General features: G+C 38.1%; 13 protein-coding genes and 2 pseudogenes. 10 read left to right on the top strand and 5 right to left on the bottom strand.

The genetic code is table 11. The features are described 5' to 3' along the window. The 4 genes from CYO90_RS04400 to CYO90_RS04385 all read right to left on the bottom strand — a co-directional run. A partial coding sequence (locus CYO90_RS04400) for a histidine kinase (protein ID WP_103578598.1) occupies positions 1–2783 on the bottom strand: 2783 nt, incomplete at its 3' end. Continuing rightward, positions 2773–3507 carry a hypothetical protein gene (locus tag CYO90_RS04395; protein WP_103578597.1) on the bottom strand — a complete coding sequence of 245 codons (735 nt, stop codon included), beginning with the start codon at positions 3505–3507 and terminating at the stop codon, positions 2773–2775. The genes CYO90_RS04395 and CYO90_RS04400, both read right to left, overlap by 11 nt. After that, positions 3504–5321, bottom strand: coding sequence for an excinuclease ABC subunit UvrC (uvrC, locus tag CYO90_RS04390; protein WP_103578596.1), 1818 nt, complete (start codon positions 5319–5321; stop codon positions 3504–3506). Before uvrC ends, CYO90_RS04395 begins: the two co-directional genes overlap by 4 nt. Then, positions 5315–5767 (bottom strand): hypothetical protein, encoded by a 453-nt coding sequence (locus tag CYO90_RS04385; RefSeq protein ID WP_021089660.1) that lies wholly within the window; start codon positions 5765–5767, stop codon positions 5315–5317. Before CYO90_RS04385 ends, uvrC begins: the two co-directional genes overlap by 7 nt. Before the next feature lie 30 nt (positions 5768–5797). Here CYO90_RS04385 and CYO90_RS10200 point away from each other — a divergent pair, with 30 nt between their 5' ends. From CYO90_RS10200 to CYO90_RS04365, 5 genes and pseudogenes are all read left to right on the top strand, one after another. Continuing rightward, the gene (locus CYO90_RS10200; RefSeq protein WP_180999335.1) at positions 5798–5965 is read left to right on the top strand and encodes an LptM family lipoprotein; all 168 of its coding nucleotides are present in this window, start codon (positions 5798–5800) and stop codon (positions 5963–5965) included. Positions 5966–6078: 113 nt separating this feature from the next. After that, positions 6079–7467, top strand: a complete 1389-nt coding sequence (gene nhaD, locus CYO90_RS04380) for a sodium:proton antiporter NhaD (RefSeq protein ID WP_021087844.1) — start codon at positions 6079–6081, stop codon at positions 7465–7467. A gap of 10 nt (positions 7468–7477) precedes the next feature. Then, positions 7478–9010: a glutamine-hydrolyzing GMP synthase gene (gene guaA, locus CYO90_RS04375; protein WP_103578595.1), complete on the top strand. Its 1533-nt coding sequence runs from the start codon at positions 7478–7480 to the stop codon at positions 9008–9010. 138 nt (positions 9011–9148) lie between these two features. Next, a pseudogene (locus CYO90_RS04370) lies at positions 9149–9511 on the top strand (bifunctional tRNA (5-methylaminomethyl-2-thiouridine)(34)-methyltransferase MnmD/FAD-dependent 5-carboxymethylaminomethyl-2-thiouridine(34) oxidoreductase MnmC); the annotation flags it as partial. A gap of 21 nt (positions 9512–9532) precedes the next feature. Next, positions 9533–9770: pseudogene (locus tag CYO90_RS04365) on the top strand (tRNA (adenosine(37)-N6)-threonylcarbamoyltransferase complex transferase subunit TsaD); the annotation flags it as partial. A gap of 37 nt (positions 9771–9807) precedes the next feature. Here CYO90_RS04365 and putP read toward each other — a convergent pair. After that, positions 9808–11295 carry a sodium/proline symporter PutP gene (gene putP / locus CYO90_RS04360; RefSeq protein WP_103578593.1) on the bottom strand — a complete coding sequence of 496 codons (1488 nt, stop codon included), beginning with the start codon at positions 11293–11295 and terminating at the stop codon, positions 9808–9810. A gap of 148 nt (positions 11296–11443) precedes the next feature. Here putP and CYO90_RS04355 point away from each other — a divergent pair, with 148 nt between their 5' ends. From CYO90_RS04355 to CYO90_RS04335, 5 genes are all read left to right on the top strand, one after another. After that, entirely contained in the window at positions 11444–12154 is a 711-nt protein-coding gene (locus tag CYO90_RS04355) for an amino acid ABC transporter permease (protein ID WP_012140157.1), read from the top strand. Beyond that, positions 12147–12875 (top strand): amino acid ABC transporter ATP-binding protein, encoded by a 729-nt coding sequence (locus CYO90_RS04350; RefSeq protein WP_087581502.1) that lies wholly within the window; start codon positions 12147–12149, stop codon positions 12873–12875. The genes CYO90_RS04355 and CYO90_RS04350 overlap by 8 nt, the downstream gene beginning before the upstream one ends. An 11-nt stretch (positions 12876–12886) precedes the next feature. Next, the gene (locus CYO90_RS04345; RefSeq protein WP_103578592.1) at positions 12887–13657 is read left to right on the top strand and encodes a basic amino acid ABC transporter substrate-binding protein; all 771 of its coding nucleotides are present in this window, start codon (positions 12887–12889) and stop codon (positions 13655–13657) included. A gap of 127 nt (positions 13658–13784) precedes the next feature. Next, the gene (locus CYO90_RS04340) at positions 13785–14003 is read left to right on the top strand and encodes a hypothetical protein (RefSeq protein ID WP_103578591.1); all 219 of its coding nucleotides are present in this window, start codon (positions 13785–13787) and stop codon (positions 14001–14003) included. Between the two features lie 62 nt (positions 14004–14065). Next, positions 14066–15606, top strand: a 1541-nt coding sequence (locus tag CYO90_RS04335; protein WP_103578590.1) for a nitrate- and nitrite sensing domain-containing protein, incomplete at its 3' end; no start/stop codon positions are given.

Genomic DNA, 15606 nt, shown 5'->3' with positions numbered 1-15606 from the left:
ATCTTGCTCACGCTTGGAGATAGGATTTTTATATACTCTTTTTGATTTTTAAGCTCTAAGTTGTTGCTAAAAAGAAGCACTCTAGCATCCAGCTTTAGCCCAGCTCTAAGCTCAGATATCGTAGCTAAAAGCTCTTTTATATCAAAGCCCTCCGCTGCTTCATCCACAAGTGCTAGCGAGCAAGGTTTTGTCTTTATCTTTATCAAAAGCTCGCTAAAGCTATTTGCGATCTCAAGCGTGTTTTGAAACTCGCCAAGAGCGCCAGCAAATATCTTATTTTCAAGCTTTGTGCTCTTGTAAATCACTATATTTTCATTTTTACTAAAGTATCTATTTTCTTTGCTTGGCTTATAGTTTTTTATAAATTTAGGCAAAATTTGATTTAGCTCATCTTTGCTAAAAGGCTTTCTGATCTTCTCATCAAAGGCAGGTAGCAGCTCTCTTTCAGGGATATTTGAGGTGTTTGAGACCACGGCGACTAAATTTAGCTTCTCTTCTTGAAGCGATCTTATCTCTTTTACAAAATTTGCCATGCCATTTTCAAAAAATGAAGCATCGATAAAGACTGCGTTAAATCTATTTAAAAGAAGTGCTTGTTTAAGCTCTTTGTGGCTGCTAACGCCTATGACTTCGCAGTCTAAGAAGCTAAAAGCACGCGAAAACATCTCAAGGCTAAGTGGGTTTTTATCGCAAAGCAAAAAGAGCACCTTCTCTTCAGCCAAGCTCTCGCCCCTATTTTTCTCCATATAGACAAGCCTTGCAACGCTAAGTGGCGTGAGCGGATCTTTTAGCAAGATCGCATTTTTTATATTTATATTTTTACTAGCACTCTGTCTTGCAAAGACGATATCGTAGTTTTTAGCTTGTGCTTGGTTGTTTGAGATGATGTTTTGAAACCTAAGCCCCATATCTTCTAAAGTGGCTGCGAAAAATTCATTATATTTTGCATTTATATCAGGCAGATACGCGATCCTTAGCTCGTGATTTAGGCTGAAATTTTGCAGTTTTTGCACCTTTTTTAGACTAAGGATAAATTTAAACTCATTGCCAGCTCCACCAAGTGTGCTTATATCAAGGCTTGAGTTAAAAAGCTTTAGATAAAAGCTGGCAAGTCTTAGATAAAACTCGCTCTCTTCGTCATTTATCTCATTTTCATCTTCTGCGTTTAAAGCTTTTATCTGCTCTTCATTTATGAAAATTTGATTTGTCCTTATCTTTGTTTCAATAAACAAAAGACCACTTTGACTAAGGGCGTCGCTGACATTTTTTATCTCTACTATCAAGTTGGCAAATTTATCGCATTTTGTCACGACAGCTTGCATAATAGAGCCAAAGACGACGCTTATCTTCTCGCTATCGCCCTCTAGCTCGTCGCTAATGTTTGCATCAAGATAGGTTAAGAAATTTAGCTTTTTCTCTTGCGTGAAAGGTATCTGCGCTTCAAGGATGTTTGAAAACAAAATTTGTGGGTTAAATGGCTTTAAATTTAGGCTTATCTCGCCATTTTTGCTATCAAGCAAGCCTTTTATATTGCTGTAATTTATCGCGATTATCTGGCTATTTTTTTCTAAATTTTCAAAAACTAGCTCATTTTTTACCATGTTTTCATCTTTTTTTAGTGTAGCGACCGAGCTAAAGATCTGCTCTTTTGCTTGGTAAAATTTCTTACTTAGTCTAACAAGCAGCCTATCTTTTATCGCTGTAAAGCTTTTTTCTTGCTCATATTTTTGAAGTAGCTCTTTATATAGCGCGATGAAGTTTTCTATTAATTTTTGTGGATTTCTGTCGCCTTCTTTTAAAATTTCGTCTCTTACAAGCCTTATCTTTTGGTTTAAATTTTCTAGATCTTTTAGCCAGATATATGTTTTATATCCAGCGTAAAATAGCCAAAGCGATAGTAAAAACATCAAAAATGCTAGAGAAAGTGCCTTGATTCTAAAGTTGTCATTTAGCCTCTTTAGCTCTTTAGTTAGGGTATTTGCTATCTTACGAAAAAGATCAGCTCTATTATTTTCAAATTTATTGATCTGTAAAATTTCATCACGTGTTAGCTCATTTTTTAGCTTTAGCTTAAAGCGGAGCTCGTCATATCCCTGCGTGGTCTCTATATTATCAAGCCTATCTATTTCTTTTGTTATATTGTCTTTTATCTCGCCATTTGGGAGTAAATTTGCATTTATGTCGTTATATTTAAGGCCATTTAGAGTTTGTTTTAACGAACCTTCAGTAATTTTTTCTTTACCCATAAGCACGGCCAAGATGTGCTCTTTTGCAGTATTTACGTTTTGTAGTAGATCATAGGTTCTGATTAAAGAGATGATATAGCGCTTGATATCTGCATCTATGGTTAAATCTTTAAATGCAACTTGCCCACTTGTTATCGTAGGATTTGCCAGCTCAACAAAGCTATAAAACGAGAGGTTAAAGCTCTCCCAGCTTGCATTTGCATTTTTTAAAACTTCGTTTAGCCTATCTCTCATCCTCATGTCATATGGTGTGTTAGAAAGGCTATTTGATAAGCTTTTTACTACCAAATTTTTAGCAGTGTTTGCCTTCCTTAGCGTTATTTCATCTTGTGGTAACATAGTTTGACTATATCTCTCATAGGCTTTTCTTTCTGAGATGATATAATCTATGGCGCTTCTTATTAAATTTTCTCTTGTTATCTCATTATTTATGTTATAAGAGATCCTAAATTTATCAAAGTAGAGCACGCCACCATAAAAGCAAGCGAAAGTCGCCAAAAATATCGGCAAAAGAACCAAAAATTTATTAACCCTCATTGACAAGCCTTTTTGAAAATTTATTGCAAAGCGTGCTTATTTCGCTTAGTCTTTTGTTTATCTGAGCGATCTTTTTAATCTTGTTTGGTCTGGTAAGTAGCGCATCGAAATTTGCCACAAGCGGAGTGATCTTTAAATTTAGCGCTGGCTCTTTTAATATCTTTATGCTCTCTTCTAAAAATTTAGTATCTCGCGCTTGCACCGCACTTTGGATAAAGATCATCTTATCTTTTGCCTTGCTTAAAAATATACCAAGGTAGGTCGCAAACTCGCTTTTGCTTAAATTTAAAAAGCTAGCCGTCTCGCTAAACCAGCTCTCGTTTAAGACCTCTTCTTCTTTATCCAAAAGCTCTTTTTCATCGACCTTTAAATTTGGCAAGCGAAGCTTTGTCTTTGCTTTTATCGCAGCTTGCTGGTTTTGGCTGTAAATTTCTGTTTGATCGAGGATCAAAAGCTCAAAATACTCTTCGTTTTTTACTGAGCTGATCTTTGAAAACTTAAGCATCACATTTAAAATTTTGCCGTTTTTGGTCTTTAAATTTACTCTTAAATTTGGTCTTTTAGCTAGATAGTCTATAAAAACTCCAGACTCTTTGTAGTCTAAAACTAGCTCGTCAATGTCTTTATGCTCGCTTAAAAATTCACTTATATCTTTAAATTCAAGCAAACCAAGAGAGATATCTCCCATCGCTAAAATTTGACCGTTTTTGTCGTATATTATCACTTCAAATTTCCTTCTTTGAGCGTTAAAAGCTTTGCTGCTACGCTTTTGTTTGTTATTTTTGCCACTTCGTCTAAATTTGCTTCGCTGATTTTATCAAAACTTCCGTAAAAGCTGATTAATTTCGCGATACTGCCCTCAGATACGCCAGCTTGTCTTAGCACTGATCTTTGCATATCGTTTTTCTGCCTTGTTTTTCTGTGAAAACTGATGACAAATCTATGGCTCTCATCGCGCATTTTTTGAAAAAACTGCAGCTTTTTATCGCTCGTGCTTAGGCTAAAACTGCCATTTTTTGTATAAATTTTATCTTTCGCCTCGCCTTTTGCGCGGTGAGCTTTGGCGTCTATTTTTTCTTTTGAGATGGCGATCACATCGACGTTTGCCCCACTGCTTGCTAAAATTTCGCAGGCTAAGCTTAAAAGCGCTTCGCCACCATCAATGACCCAAAGATCAGGCGGACTAAGCTTGTCAAACCTAAGTGCTCTAGCAGTGAGGCTCTCTCTCATCTGATCGTAGTCGTTTTTGGAGCCAAGATGCATGTGGCGGTAGTTTTGCTTCGCCCACTCGCCATGCTCATAGCGCACCATCGCTCCGACACTCGCCTCGCCAAAAAGGTGCGAGTTGTCGTAGGCTTCGACCACGTAAGGCGTGTGAGCTAGATTAAAATACTCTTTTATCTCGTTTAGCAGCTCATTATCGTGCGTTTTTAGGTATTTTTCGATGCTAACTTCAGCGTTTTTTGTAGCGATCTCGCAAATTTTACGCTTATCGCCTATTTTTGGGCAAGTGATGCTAAATTTACGCCCAAACCTCTCGTTTAAAATTTCCTCCACCAGCTCGCTATCTTCAAAGCTTTCATTGACGTAAATTTTGGTGCTGATTATTGGCTGACCAGCGATAAAGCTTTTTAAAATGGCCTGCTTATAAGCCTCGTTTATCTCATCTTTTTGAGCGTTTTTAGCCTGCGTGATATCGGTTTTTACGCCTGTTATCTTGCCGCTTTGCACGCTAAATCTCACCGCGCAGATCATATCATGCACGCAAGCGACCGAGTAGGCCTCAAAGTCCTCAAGCTTGGCAAGATCAACTTCAACCTTTGTTTGCATATTTTTAAGCGTTTGCATCTTATCTCTAGTCGCGGCTGCTTGTTCGTAGTCTTCGGCCTTGGCGTAGTTTAGCATGAGCTCTTCAAGGCGAGCGATTAGCAAATTTGGATTTTGCAAAGCGGCTGTGGCATCGGCAACTATCTTAGCGTAGTTTTCTTTTGAAATTTTGCCCTCACATGGGGCGTAGCAGCGTTTTAGCTGGTAAAAAAGGCAGGCTTTTTTGCCTTTGATGCAAGACTTTTTTTGAACTAGGTTGAAATTTAGATAAAGCGCTTCAAGTAGCTCTCCTGCTCCACTAAAATATGGCCCAAAATAGCGTATATTTGAGCCTTTTACAACCTTTCTGGTGATCTCAAATCTTGGAAATTCATCGTTTAAATTTATAAAGATATAAGGGTAGGTCTTGTCGTCACGAAGCAAGATGTTGTATTTTGGCTTAAGCTGCTTGATAAATGAATTTTCAAGTATGAGCGCGTCTGCCTCGCTTGGCGTGACGATGTATTCAAGATGCACGGCCTCGCTTATCATCTTTGAAATTCTTGGGCTTAGCTTTTCAGCTGGAGCTAGGCTTGGGGTAAATTTAAAGTAGCTTTTGACCCTGTTTTTTAAAATTTTAGCCTTGCCGACATATAAAAGTCTGTTTTGAGCGTCAAAATATTGATATACGCCAGGCTCGTTTGGAAGCGTTCTTATCTCGTCTATTAGCATCTTGCCTGCTCGTTTTTCTTTAGTAAAATTTCTCTTAGCTCTTCAAATTTCTTATAAATTTGCTCATTTGTGGCTAAATTTTTAAACTCACCCTTGCTTGCTGGCGTGATGAAATTTGACCTTTGCGTAGGTTGCGGCGTGAAAAATTTTAGATATTTGCTCACGATAAATCTTATATTTTCTTCTTTTTTGTTTTTTATATAGTTGATCTCGCTAAGAGGTTTTGGCTCGATGACGCTTGCAAAAATGCTATTTTTATTAAATTTGCAAAAGGTTTTTAATAACCCTTTTATATCATTTATACTACTATCACGTCTAAGCTCCAAAAGCCCTGAGGGATGAGTGAGAACGAAGGTTAATATACCTTCTCTAACGTAGCAAAAAGCTATGTAAAATCGCTTTGCTTTACCCATGAGGCGAAGAAGCTCTTGGCACTCGTCTGCCATGCTTAATTTTTCTTTATACAAAGGATTTTCGTGGATAGCATCTATCATAAATTTAGCGTCTTTCATAAGGCAATCTTATCATCTTTTATTTTAATTTTCGCTCTTTTTGCACTTAGTGGTTGCGGCTACAAGGACGATCCATTTTATGGCGATGCACCTGTGAAAGAGAAAAAAACAGATAAGATCAATAAAATTTGATCTTAAATTTGGCGTAAGATAAAAATGTAATGCAAGCTTAATAAATTTAACTAACCTAAATTTTAGGCTCATTTAAGTAAAATACGCAAATTTTTATCTTACAAGGAGAGTATATGAGGTTATTTGGACTTCTAGGCTTGTTTTTTGCTATAGCCTTTGGTGCTGACGGAGAAGCTGCGGCTATTGACTTAACTACTACATGGGCGGGAATTTTATCGCTTATCATTTTTGTTGTTGGATACTTTTTCATAGCAGCAGAAGAGAATTTTCACATCGACAAGGCAAAACCTGCCATCTTTATCGGCACTTTTATGTTTTTGCTAATCGGCGTTTATATGCTTATAAACGGCATGGATGTGCATTTGCTAGAGCACGAGGTAAATCACCTGATCTTAGAGATAGCTCAGATCGTATTTTTCTTAATGGTAGCGATGACATTTATCGAAGCACTTGTTGAAAGGGACGTATTTAACGCGCTTAAATACAACCTAGTTTCAAAAGGCTACACCTACAGAAAGCTATTTTGGCTAACTGGTATTTTGGCATTTTTCATTAGCCCAGTGGCTGATAACCTAACAACAGCGCTTATCCTATCAACCGTTCTTTTAACGATAGATAGAAATAATACAAATTTCCTAGTCGCAGGTGCGATAAACATCGTCGTAGCAGCAAATGCAGGCGGAGCGTGGAGTCCATTTGGCGATATCACTACACTTATGGTTTGGGCAGCTGGCAAGTCACCATTTTTAGACTTTTTTGCACTTTTCCCAGCTTCATTTATCGGCTGGTTTGTGACAGCATTTTTACTTTCACGCATCGTGCCAAATACTGCGCCTCATTTTGACGTGGCAAATGAGCCAAAAGTGGTTATGAAAAAGGGTGGTAAAGCGGTCATCTTTATAGGCGCATTTACTATCTTTTGTGCAGTTATGATGCACCAGCTATTTCACTTACCAGCGATGTGGGGCATGATGTTTGGCTTCTCACTACTTAGCCTTTACACTTACTATTTCAAAAAAGCTCACAAAGACGAAGAGCCTATGAACGTCTTTCACTATATGTCAAAGATCGAGAACAACACGCTATTTTTCTTCTTTGGAATTTTAGCTGCAGTTGGCGCTCTTCACTTTGCTGGATTTTTAAATTACGCTGTGTCACTTTATGATAAATTTGGCTCAACACCTGTAAATATCGGTGTTGGCTTCCTCTCAGCAGTCGTTGATAACGTCCCTGTTATGTCAGCTGTGCTAAAAGCAAATCCAGCTATGGGAGCTGATGCGGGCGAGGCTATGAGTCAGTGGCTACTAGTGACACTTACAGCTGGCATCGGCGGTTCGATGATCAGCTTTGGCTCAGCAGCTGGCGTTGGAGTAATGGGTAAATTAAAAGGAATTTATACCTTTGGTGCGCATATGAAATATGCATGGATGGTAGTTTTAGGATACATCGTATCACTCATTGTTTGGTATGTGCAGTTTGAAATTTTTCACATCTACTTTTAAAAGGTTATAAATGAACAATACGATTATAGTTTTGGACTTTGGTTCGCAGTATACTCAGCTAATAGCTAGAAGGCTAAGAGAAGAAGGAGTTTATACTGAAATTTTGCCATTTAACGCAAAACTAAGCGATATAAAGGCGAAAGATCCAAAAGGTATCATTCTAAGTGGTGGTCCAGCTAGCGTTTATGCTAAAGATGCCTACTTTTGCGATAACGGCGTCTTTGAGCTAAATATCCCTATACTTGGCGTTTGCTACGGCATGCAGCTCCTTGCTCACACGCACGGAGCTGAAGTTTTGGCAGCTGATCACAAAGAGTACGGCAAGGCTGAACTTAGCGTCGTAAAAGAGCACGATCTTTTTAAAGATACACCTTCAAAACAAATCGTATGGATGAGCCATAGCGACTATGTAAAAGACCTACCAAAGGGCTTTGAGGCGATTGCGGTCAGCGAAAATTCGCCTTATTGTGCCTTTGGTGATGATAAACGTAAATTTTATGCGATCCAGTTTCATGCAGAGGTGCAGCACAGCGAGCATGGCACGCAAATTTTAAAGAATTTTGCCAAATATATCTGCGGCTGCGAGAGCACATGGAATATGGGAAGCTTTGCTAAAAACAAGATAGACGAGATAAGAAAAACGGTTGGCACGCACAAGGTGCTTTGTGCAGTTAGCGGTGGCGTGGATAGCTCTGTGACCGCGGCACTTTTAGCAGCCGCTGTGCCTGAAAATTTGATCCTTGTCTTTGTTGATAACGGACTTCTTAGAATAAACGAAAAAGAGCAAGTTGAGGCTACATTTAGAACAAAGCTTGGTGTTGAGCTAGTTAGCATAGATGCGAGCGAGATCTTTCTTAGCCGCTTGGCTGGTGTCGTTGATCCTGAGAAAAAACGCAAGATCATAGGCGAGACATTTATAGAAATTTTTGAAAAAGAGGCTAAGAAACATGGCGATGTGAAATTTCTAGCTCAAGGCACTCTTTATACTGATATCATCGAAAGCTCAGTCGTTGGCTCAAGCAAGACTATAAAGAGCCACCACAACGTTGGAGGCTTGCCTGATTGGATGACATTTGAGCTGATAGAGCCTTTAAGAGAAATTTTTAAAGACGAGGTTAGAAAGCTAGGACTTGAGCTTGGACTAAGCCGCGAGCTAGTCTTCCGCCATCCTTTCCCTGGACCTGGCCTTGCTATCCGCATCATGGGCGAGGTAAATAAACCAAGCCTTGAGCTGCTTCGCAAAGCTGACGTGATCTTGCGCGATGAGCTAAAAAGTAGTGGCTGGTATAACAAAACTTGGCAGGCATTTTGCGTACTTTTAAATGTAAATTCTGTTGGCGTTATGGGCGATAACCGCACCTACGAAAACGCTGTTTGCGTGCGTGTGGTAGATGCGAGCGACGGCATGACTGCAAGCTTTTCAAGGCTTCCTTATGACCTGCTTGAAAATGTAAGCCGCCGCATCATAAATGAGGTAAATGGCATAAACCGCGTAGTTTATGACATCTCAAGCAAGCCACCTGCAACTATCGAGTGGGAGTAAATTTAAAGGTGGTTTACCACCTTTAACTCCTTTAAACTTGTAAATTTAATCTCTTAAAAATATTCCCCATAAAATTTCATTTTAACTGGCTTTTTGTTTATAAATTTCTTAGTCAAATTTGTATTGTTTAGGGGGGTGGTGAGCGAGTTTTTTGACACCACAAAAGCCACCATTATCGGCTCACGTGTAGGATATAGAAGTTATAGCGGAGATAGGCTTCCGATAATTGGCGCCTTACACGATGAGGAGTTTTACAAGCAAAACTACAAAGGGCTATTTTGGAGTAAAAATAAAGATAATAATCCAAAAGCAAGCTACGAAAGAAATCTCTTTGTAAATTTCGCTCACGGCTCGCGCGGCCTTGGTACAGCGATACTTGGAGCAAATTTGATAACCAATCTTGTGCTTGATCGCCCACTTTGCATAGAAAGATCGCTATTTTACGAGCTTCATCCTGCTAGATTTTTGATAAGAAAGTTAAAAAAAGGACTAAGTGTATAAAATTAGCAAGTTCGATCTCATAGAAATTTCAAGCGTTTTGGCGTGGTTGGCGGAGCAAGTGCAAATTTAAATTTAAGAAAAAGGCTTGAAACGCTTTGCTAAAAAATGGATGTGAGCTTTTGCTAGCTCCACTTGCGTTTTGCTCGATAATGCGCTGATGATAGCAAGAGCTGGACGTGAGAAATACTTAAAACAAGAGTTTATCTCTCATGATAAGCTAACTATAAATCCAAGGGTTAGTTTTAAGAAATTAGAGTAAATTTGATGGTGGCTAAAGCTAGCCACCTTGCTTAAATTTAAAGCCTTGTCTTCATCTTTTCAAATTCATCTTTTATCACTTGTTCGTGTGGCTCGCTGGTCATTTTATTTATCGCGTCGCCCCAGATACTGACCATGATGATGGCTAGGCTTGAGGTTAAAATGCCTGGTAAAATTTCATAAACATAGGCATTTAGCCCTGATGTTATCCAAAATATCACGGTCGCACCCCCAGCTATCATGCCAGCAAGTGCTCCAAGTGCGCTCATGCGTTTCCAGTAAAGGCTAAAAAGAAGTACTGGTCCAAAGCTCGCACCAAATCCAGCCCAAGCGTTGCCAACGACGTTTAGAACGTTATCTGTCGAGATAAAGGCAAGTACTGTGGCAATTATCGCTACAACCACGACTGCATAGCGGCTGATCGCTGTTTGTGTGCTTTGGCTCACCTCTTTTTTATAAAAGGCAAAGATAAAATCTTTTGTGACCGAGCTTGATGTGACTAAAAGCTGGCTTGAGATGGTGCTCATGATCGCTGAAAGCACGGCTGAGATGATGATACCTATAAAAAATGGTGGAAAAAGTAGCTCACCAAGTTTTAAAAACACGGTTTCAGGATCGCTTAGTCCGCCTCTTTGGCTAAAATAGACAAAGCCAATAAGTCCGCTCATAATTGCACCAAATAGGCCGATCGTCATCCAGCCGATGCCGATCCTTCTTGCCTTTGCAAGCTCTTTTGAGTCGCGTATCGCCATAAATCTAACGATTATATGTGGCTGCCCAAAGTAGCCAAAACCCCAAGCTAGAAGGCCCAAAATGCCCCAGAAAGTCTGGTCTCTAAATGGGTTTAGGTGATTTGCATCAAGCCTGCTTATCTCTTTTATCAAATTTGTATCGCTTGGCAGGTCTAAATTTAGATATGCCACGACTGGGATCGAGACTAGGACACAAAACATCAAAAGACCCTGAAATGCGTCAGTTATGCTAACAGCCTTAAATCCACCAAAAAATGTATAAAAGACTACGATTATGAGCGTAAAGACCGCTCCGTATGCAAATTTTAAGCCAAAAAAGCTCTCAAATGTCTTGCCACCAGCGATGATGCCACTACTTACGTAAAGTGTGAAAAATATCAATATGATAAGACCTGAGATGATCCTTAAAATTTTCGTCCTATCCTTAAAGCGGTTTTCTAAAAAATCAGGTATCGTGATGCTGTCGCTTGCAATCTCGGTATAGACCCTAAGCCTTTTTGCTAGAAATAAGTAGTTGCAGTAAGCTCCCACGATAAGACCAGCTATCATCCAGACATTTGCAACGCCAGTTGCGTATAAGGCCCCGGGCACGCCAAGTAGCATCCAACCACTCATATCAGAAGCGCCAGCGCTAAGTGCGGTGACGACTGGACCCATTTGGCGGTTATCCAGTAGATACTCGTTCATACTTGCGTTTTTATCGTAGAAATATCGTCCGATAAAGAGCAAGAAACCAAAATAGATGGCGATGGCTAAATAAGACCCAAAGCTCATAAAATTCCTTTCAAATAAAATAAAACGCTTATGTTATTATAAAATCATTTAAATTTCAATGAGTGGGCTTATTCCTTAAAAAATTTTAAGCAAAATGATATATTTTTTTTCGTATCATTTAAGGCTACATTTTAAAGAAAGGATGAAGTTGAACGCTCAAAATTTAGCCAAATTTCTATTTTTTATAATAATTGTCTCACTTGGAACATATTTTTTCTATCCAAGAGATCTTAGTGAGGCGCAAGAGATCGCATATATCAAAAGTTACGGAGTAACACTTGGCCTTACGATAGGCGGTATCGCTATAGGTATCACACTTGGATTTATTTTAGCTTTTATTAAATTTTTAGATATCAAGGTTTTAAATTTCGTCATAGACGAGTATATCGACATCTTGCGTGGAACGCCTGTAATACTTCAACTTCTAATATTTTCTGTGGTGATTTTTGCCACTTGGAGTGATAACTTCTACGTCGCTGTGATCGCACTTGGACTAAATAGCTCAGCATACGTCGCCGAGATCGTAAGAAGTGGCATAAATAGCGTCGATAAAGGTCAGATGGAGGCAGCTAGGGCGATGGGGCTAAACTACTACGTTTCGATGCGTGAGATAGTCTTTCCGCAAGCTACTAAAAATATCTTGCCAGCGCTTGCAAATGAGTTTATATCGCTTTTTAAAGAGACCTCAGTCGTTGGCTACATAAGCGTCGTTGATATTACGATGCAAAGTAAGAGCCTTCAAGCGGTATTTTACAGCCCAGAGCCAGTCATTTTTACGGGCATTGTATATTATGTGAGCGTTAAATTTTTCACCCTTTTGGTGAAACTACTTGAGAGGAGACTAAATCGCCATGATTGAGATTAAAAATTTAAACAAAAGTTATGGCGATTTGCGTGTTTTAAATGACATTAGCGTAAATATCAAAAAAGGTGAAGTCATAGCGATAATTGGCCCAAGTGGCGGTGGAAAAAGTACATTTTTGCGTTGCATAAACCGCCTTGAAGAGCCAGATAGCGGGCATATCAAGATAAATGGCGAAGATATCTTGGATAAAAAATCAGACATAAATAAAATTCGCCAAAAAGTGAGCATGGTGTTTCAGCACTTTAACCTTTTTGCAAACAAAAACGTCTTGCAAAATTTAACTCTAGCTCCGATAAAAGCTGGGATATTAGACAAAGAGAGTGCTGAGAGGAGGGCAGATGAGCTGCTAAAGAGCGTTGGGCTAAGTGATAAGAAATTTGCCTATCCGCACAAGCTCTCAGGCGGTCAAAAGCAGCGTATCGCCATCGCTAGAAGCCTAGCTATGGAGCCGGAGGTGATACTATTTGACGAGCCAACAAGCGCGCTAGATCCTGAGATGATCGGCGAGGTGCTTGATATCATGAAAGATGTCGCAGCCAAGGGTATAACGATGCTTGTGGTGACTCACGAGATGGGCTTTGCAAGAAATGTGGCAAATAGAATTTTCTTTATGGATAAAGGCAAGATAGCAGTTGATGACACACCAAAAAATGTCTTTACAAATCCGCAGCACGAGCGTCTGCGAGAGTTTTTAGGTAAAATTTTAAATCACTAATAAGGAGTAAAATGAAAAATTTATTAAAAGTTCTAGCATTAGGGTTAGTTATGTTTTTTATAGGTTGTGGCGATGATAGTGGCAAAAAAACCGCTGCAAATGCGCCAGAAGCTAGCAAAGAGGTAGTTTATAAGGTAGGATCAAGTGCTGATTATCCTCCGTTTGAGTATCTTGATGATAAAAATCAAATCGTTGGCTTTGAGATCGATCTTTTAAATGAGATCACTAAAAAAACTGGGATCAAATTTGACGTTGCAAATATGAGTTTTGATGGTCTAATACCAGCTTTAAAAACAGGCAAGATCGATATTGCGATAAGCGGTATGAGCGCAACTGATGAGAGAAGAAAGTCTGTTGATTTTACTAAGCCATATTATTTTTCAGAGAATTTATTTATCCGCAAAAAAGGCTCAGATGTAAATAAAGACAACCTTAAGGATAAGAAAATTTCAGCACAAGTTGGCACAATCCAAGAGGAGGCAGCTAAAAAGATCACAACTCAGTCAATTCCAGCTGAAAACGTAGCGGCAGCTATAATGTCACTAAATGCCGGTAAGATCGATGTTGTGCTTACTGATAGCCCAATAGGTGTTGAGTTTTTAAAACAAAATCCAGACTTAGAGGAGTTTTTAAGACTTCCTGACGGTACAGAGGGCTTTGCGATGGCATTTGATAAGGGCAAACACACTGATCTTATCAAAAAGATAGATGCTGCGATCGAAGAGCTACAAAAGTCTGGCGAATTTGATAAAATGCTAGATAAATATGGATTAAAGAAATAAATCTAAATACAAAATTTGCAGAGAAGCAAGAATTCTCTGCAAAAACTCACTTTTTTCTAATTTTTAAAATTTAACATCTTTTAAAAGTAAAATTAATAAAATGACTTAATTATTTTCAAGGAGAAAAATGAAGCTTTTCATGATGAAAACGGCATTTATTTTAAATGTGCTATTTTCTATTTGTCACTATCGTAACTTTGCCAAACAATTTTACATTGGTATATATAAAGAGAAAGAATTTCTACTACTTAATAAAGCTAAATATAAATTAAATTTTTACATAAATACACTAATCAATATTTTTTATAAAAATAGTCAAAAGTATTTTTCAATTGGTAATTTTTAAGCATTAAGGTCGTATGACTTTATTTTTGAAGCAGATATTAAGAAAAACTAAAAGGAGAGAAAATGAACAATCTAGGTATTAAATCAAAGATTATGGCGATAGTTATCGTCAGTCTTATTGGCATATGTATCATGAGTGCATACATGCTAAATGGTATCTTAAAGACTCGCTCAAAAGCAGAGTTTAGTGAGAAAATCGTGGATACAATAATCAATCAAAATAATTTTATCCATGAGATGCAAAAAGAGCGCGGATTTAGCTCGGGTGTGCTAGCAGGAGGAGATAATAAAAATTTATTAGAGCAGCGTAAAAAAGTAGATGCTGCACTTGATAGGCTTGAAGAGAAAAATGAAATAGTTTCAGAGATAAATAGTATCCGCTCAAATGTAGATCAAAAAAGTGGCAATGACCTAATTAGCCGTATAACAAAAATTTTAAGAAAAGAGGTTATCGCCATAAATGGATATAGTGATAAGCTTGAGCCTAGCTTGGTAGATGATCTAAAGCGTATTATTATTGTTGGTGAGATAAAAGAGTCTTTTGGTATTTTGCGTGCTACTTTAAATGGAATTTTTACTAAAAAGAGTATAAGTAAAGATGACTATAACAAAGTAGTTGCACTAAATAGCGTTATAAATAAATTTATGCAGGACTTTGACGAATACAACCCAAAAGAATTTAGCGAAGAATTTGACGCTATCGCTAGAAAAAATGCAGACTTTATAGATGCGATGAATATTATTAAAAATGTAGTTACTACTGAAGATGCATCTTATGACGCAGCGAGTTGGTTTTCAAAGATAAGCATTTCAATAGATGCGATGAGAGAGCTTGAGCTTAAACTACTTGATAGTATGCAAAAAGATGCACAATACATAAAAAGTGAAGCAAATACCCAACTTATATTTAGCTCAATAGTGATTGCGATTTGTATTTTACTTATGTTGCTAGTATCTACATTAATAGGTAAAAATTTGATCTCTGGCATAGATCAGACTAAAAATGGCTTAGTTAGATTTTTTGACTTTTTAAATTATAAATCTAATAAAGCTGAATTTTTAGATCGTAGTGGTAGCGATGAGATCGGGCAGATGAGTGCACTGATAAATGAGAATATCAAACAAATCGAGGCAAATTTGTCTGAGCAAAATAATTTCATTAAAGAAGCAAATGCTTTTGTAAATCAAATCGGCAAAGGTAACTACGTAGCTCAGCTTAATGCAGATACTTCAAATCCTGCACTTAGCCAGCTAAAACAAACTTTCAAAGACTTACAAATCGCTCTTAAACATGCTATTGCGGAAAATGGCGATGATGTGTTAAATCTACTAGAAAGCTTTAAAAAGCAAGACTTTACTAAAAGGACTGAAGATGATGGTAAAATGGCGGTTGGTATAAATGCTCTTGGTGAAGAGATAGCCAAGATATTAAGGGCAAATTTAGATCAAGCTCATATGTTAGAAAAAAAGGCTGAGTCTTTGGCTTCAGCTATGAAAGAGCTTACGCAAGGTGCTAGCACACAAGCAAACTCACTTCAAGAAAGTGCTGCTGCAGTTGAACAAATGTCTAGCTCAATGAATGCAATAAGTCAAAAAGCAGAAGA

The sequence above is a fragment of the Campylobacter concisus genome (assembly GCF_002913745.1).
GTDB lineage: Bacteria > Campylobacterota > Campylobacteria > Campylobacterales > Campylobacteraceae > Campylobacter_A > Campylobacter_A concisus_R.
This window is presented reverse-complemented; position numbering and strand designations above follow the sequence as displayed.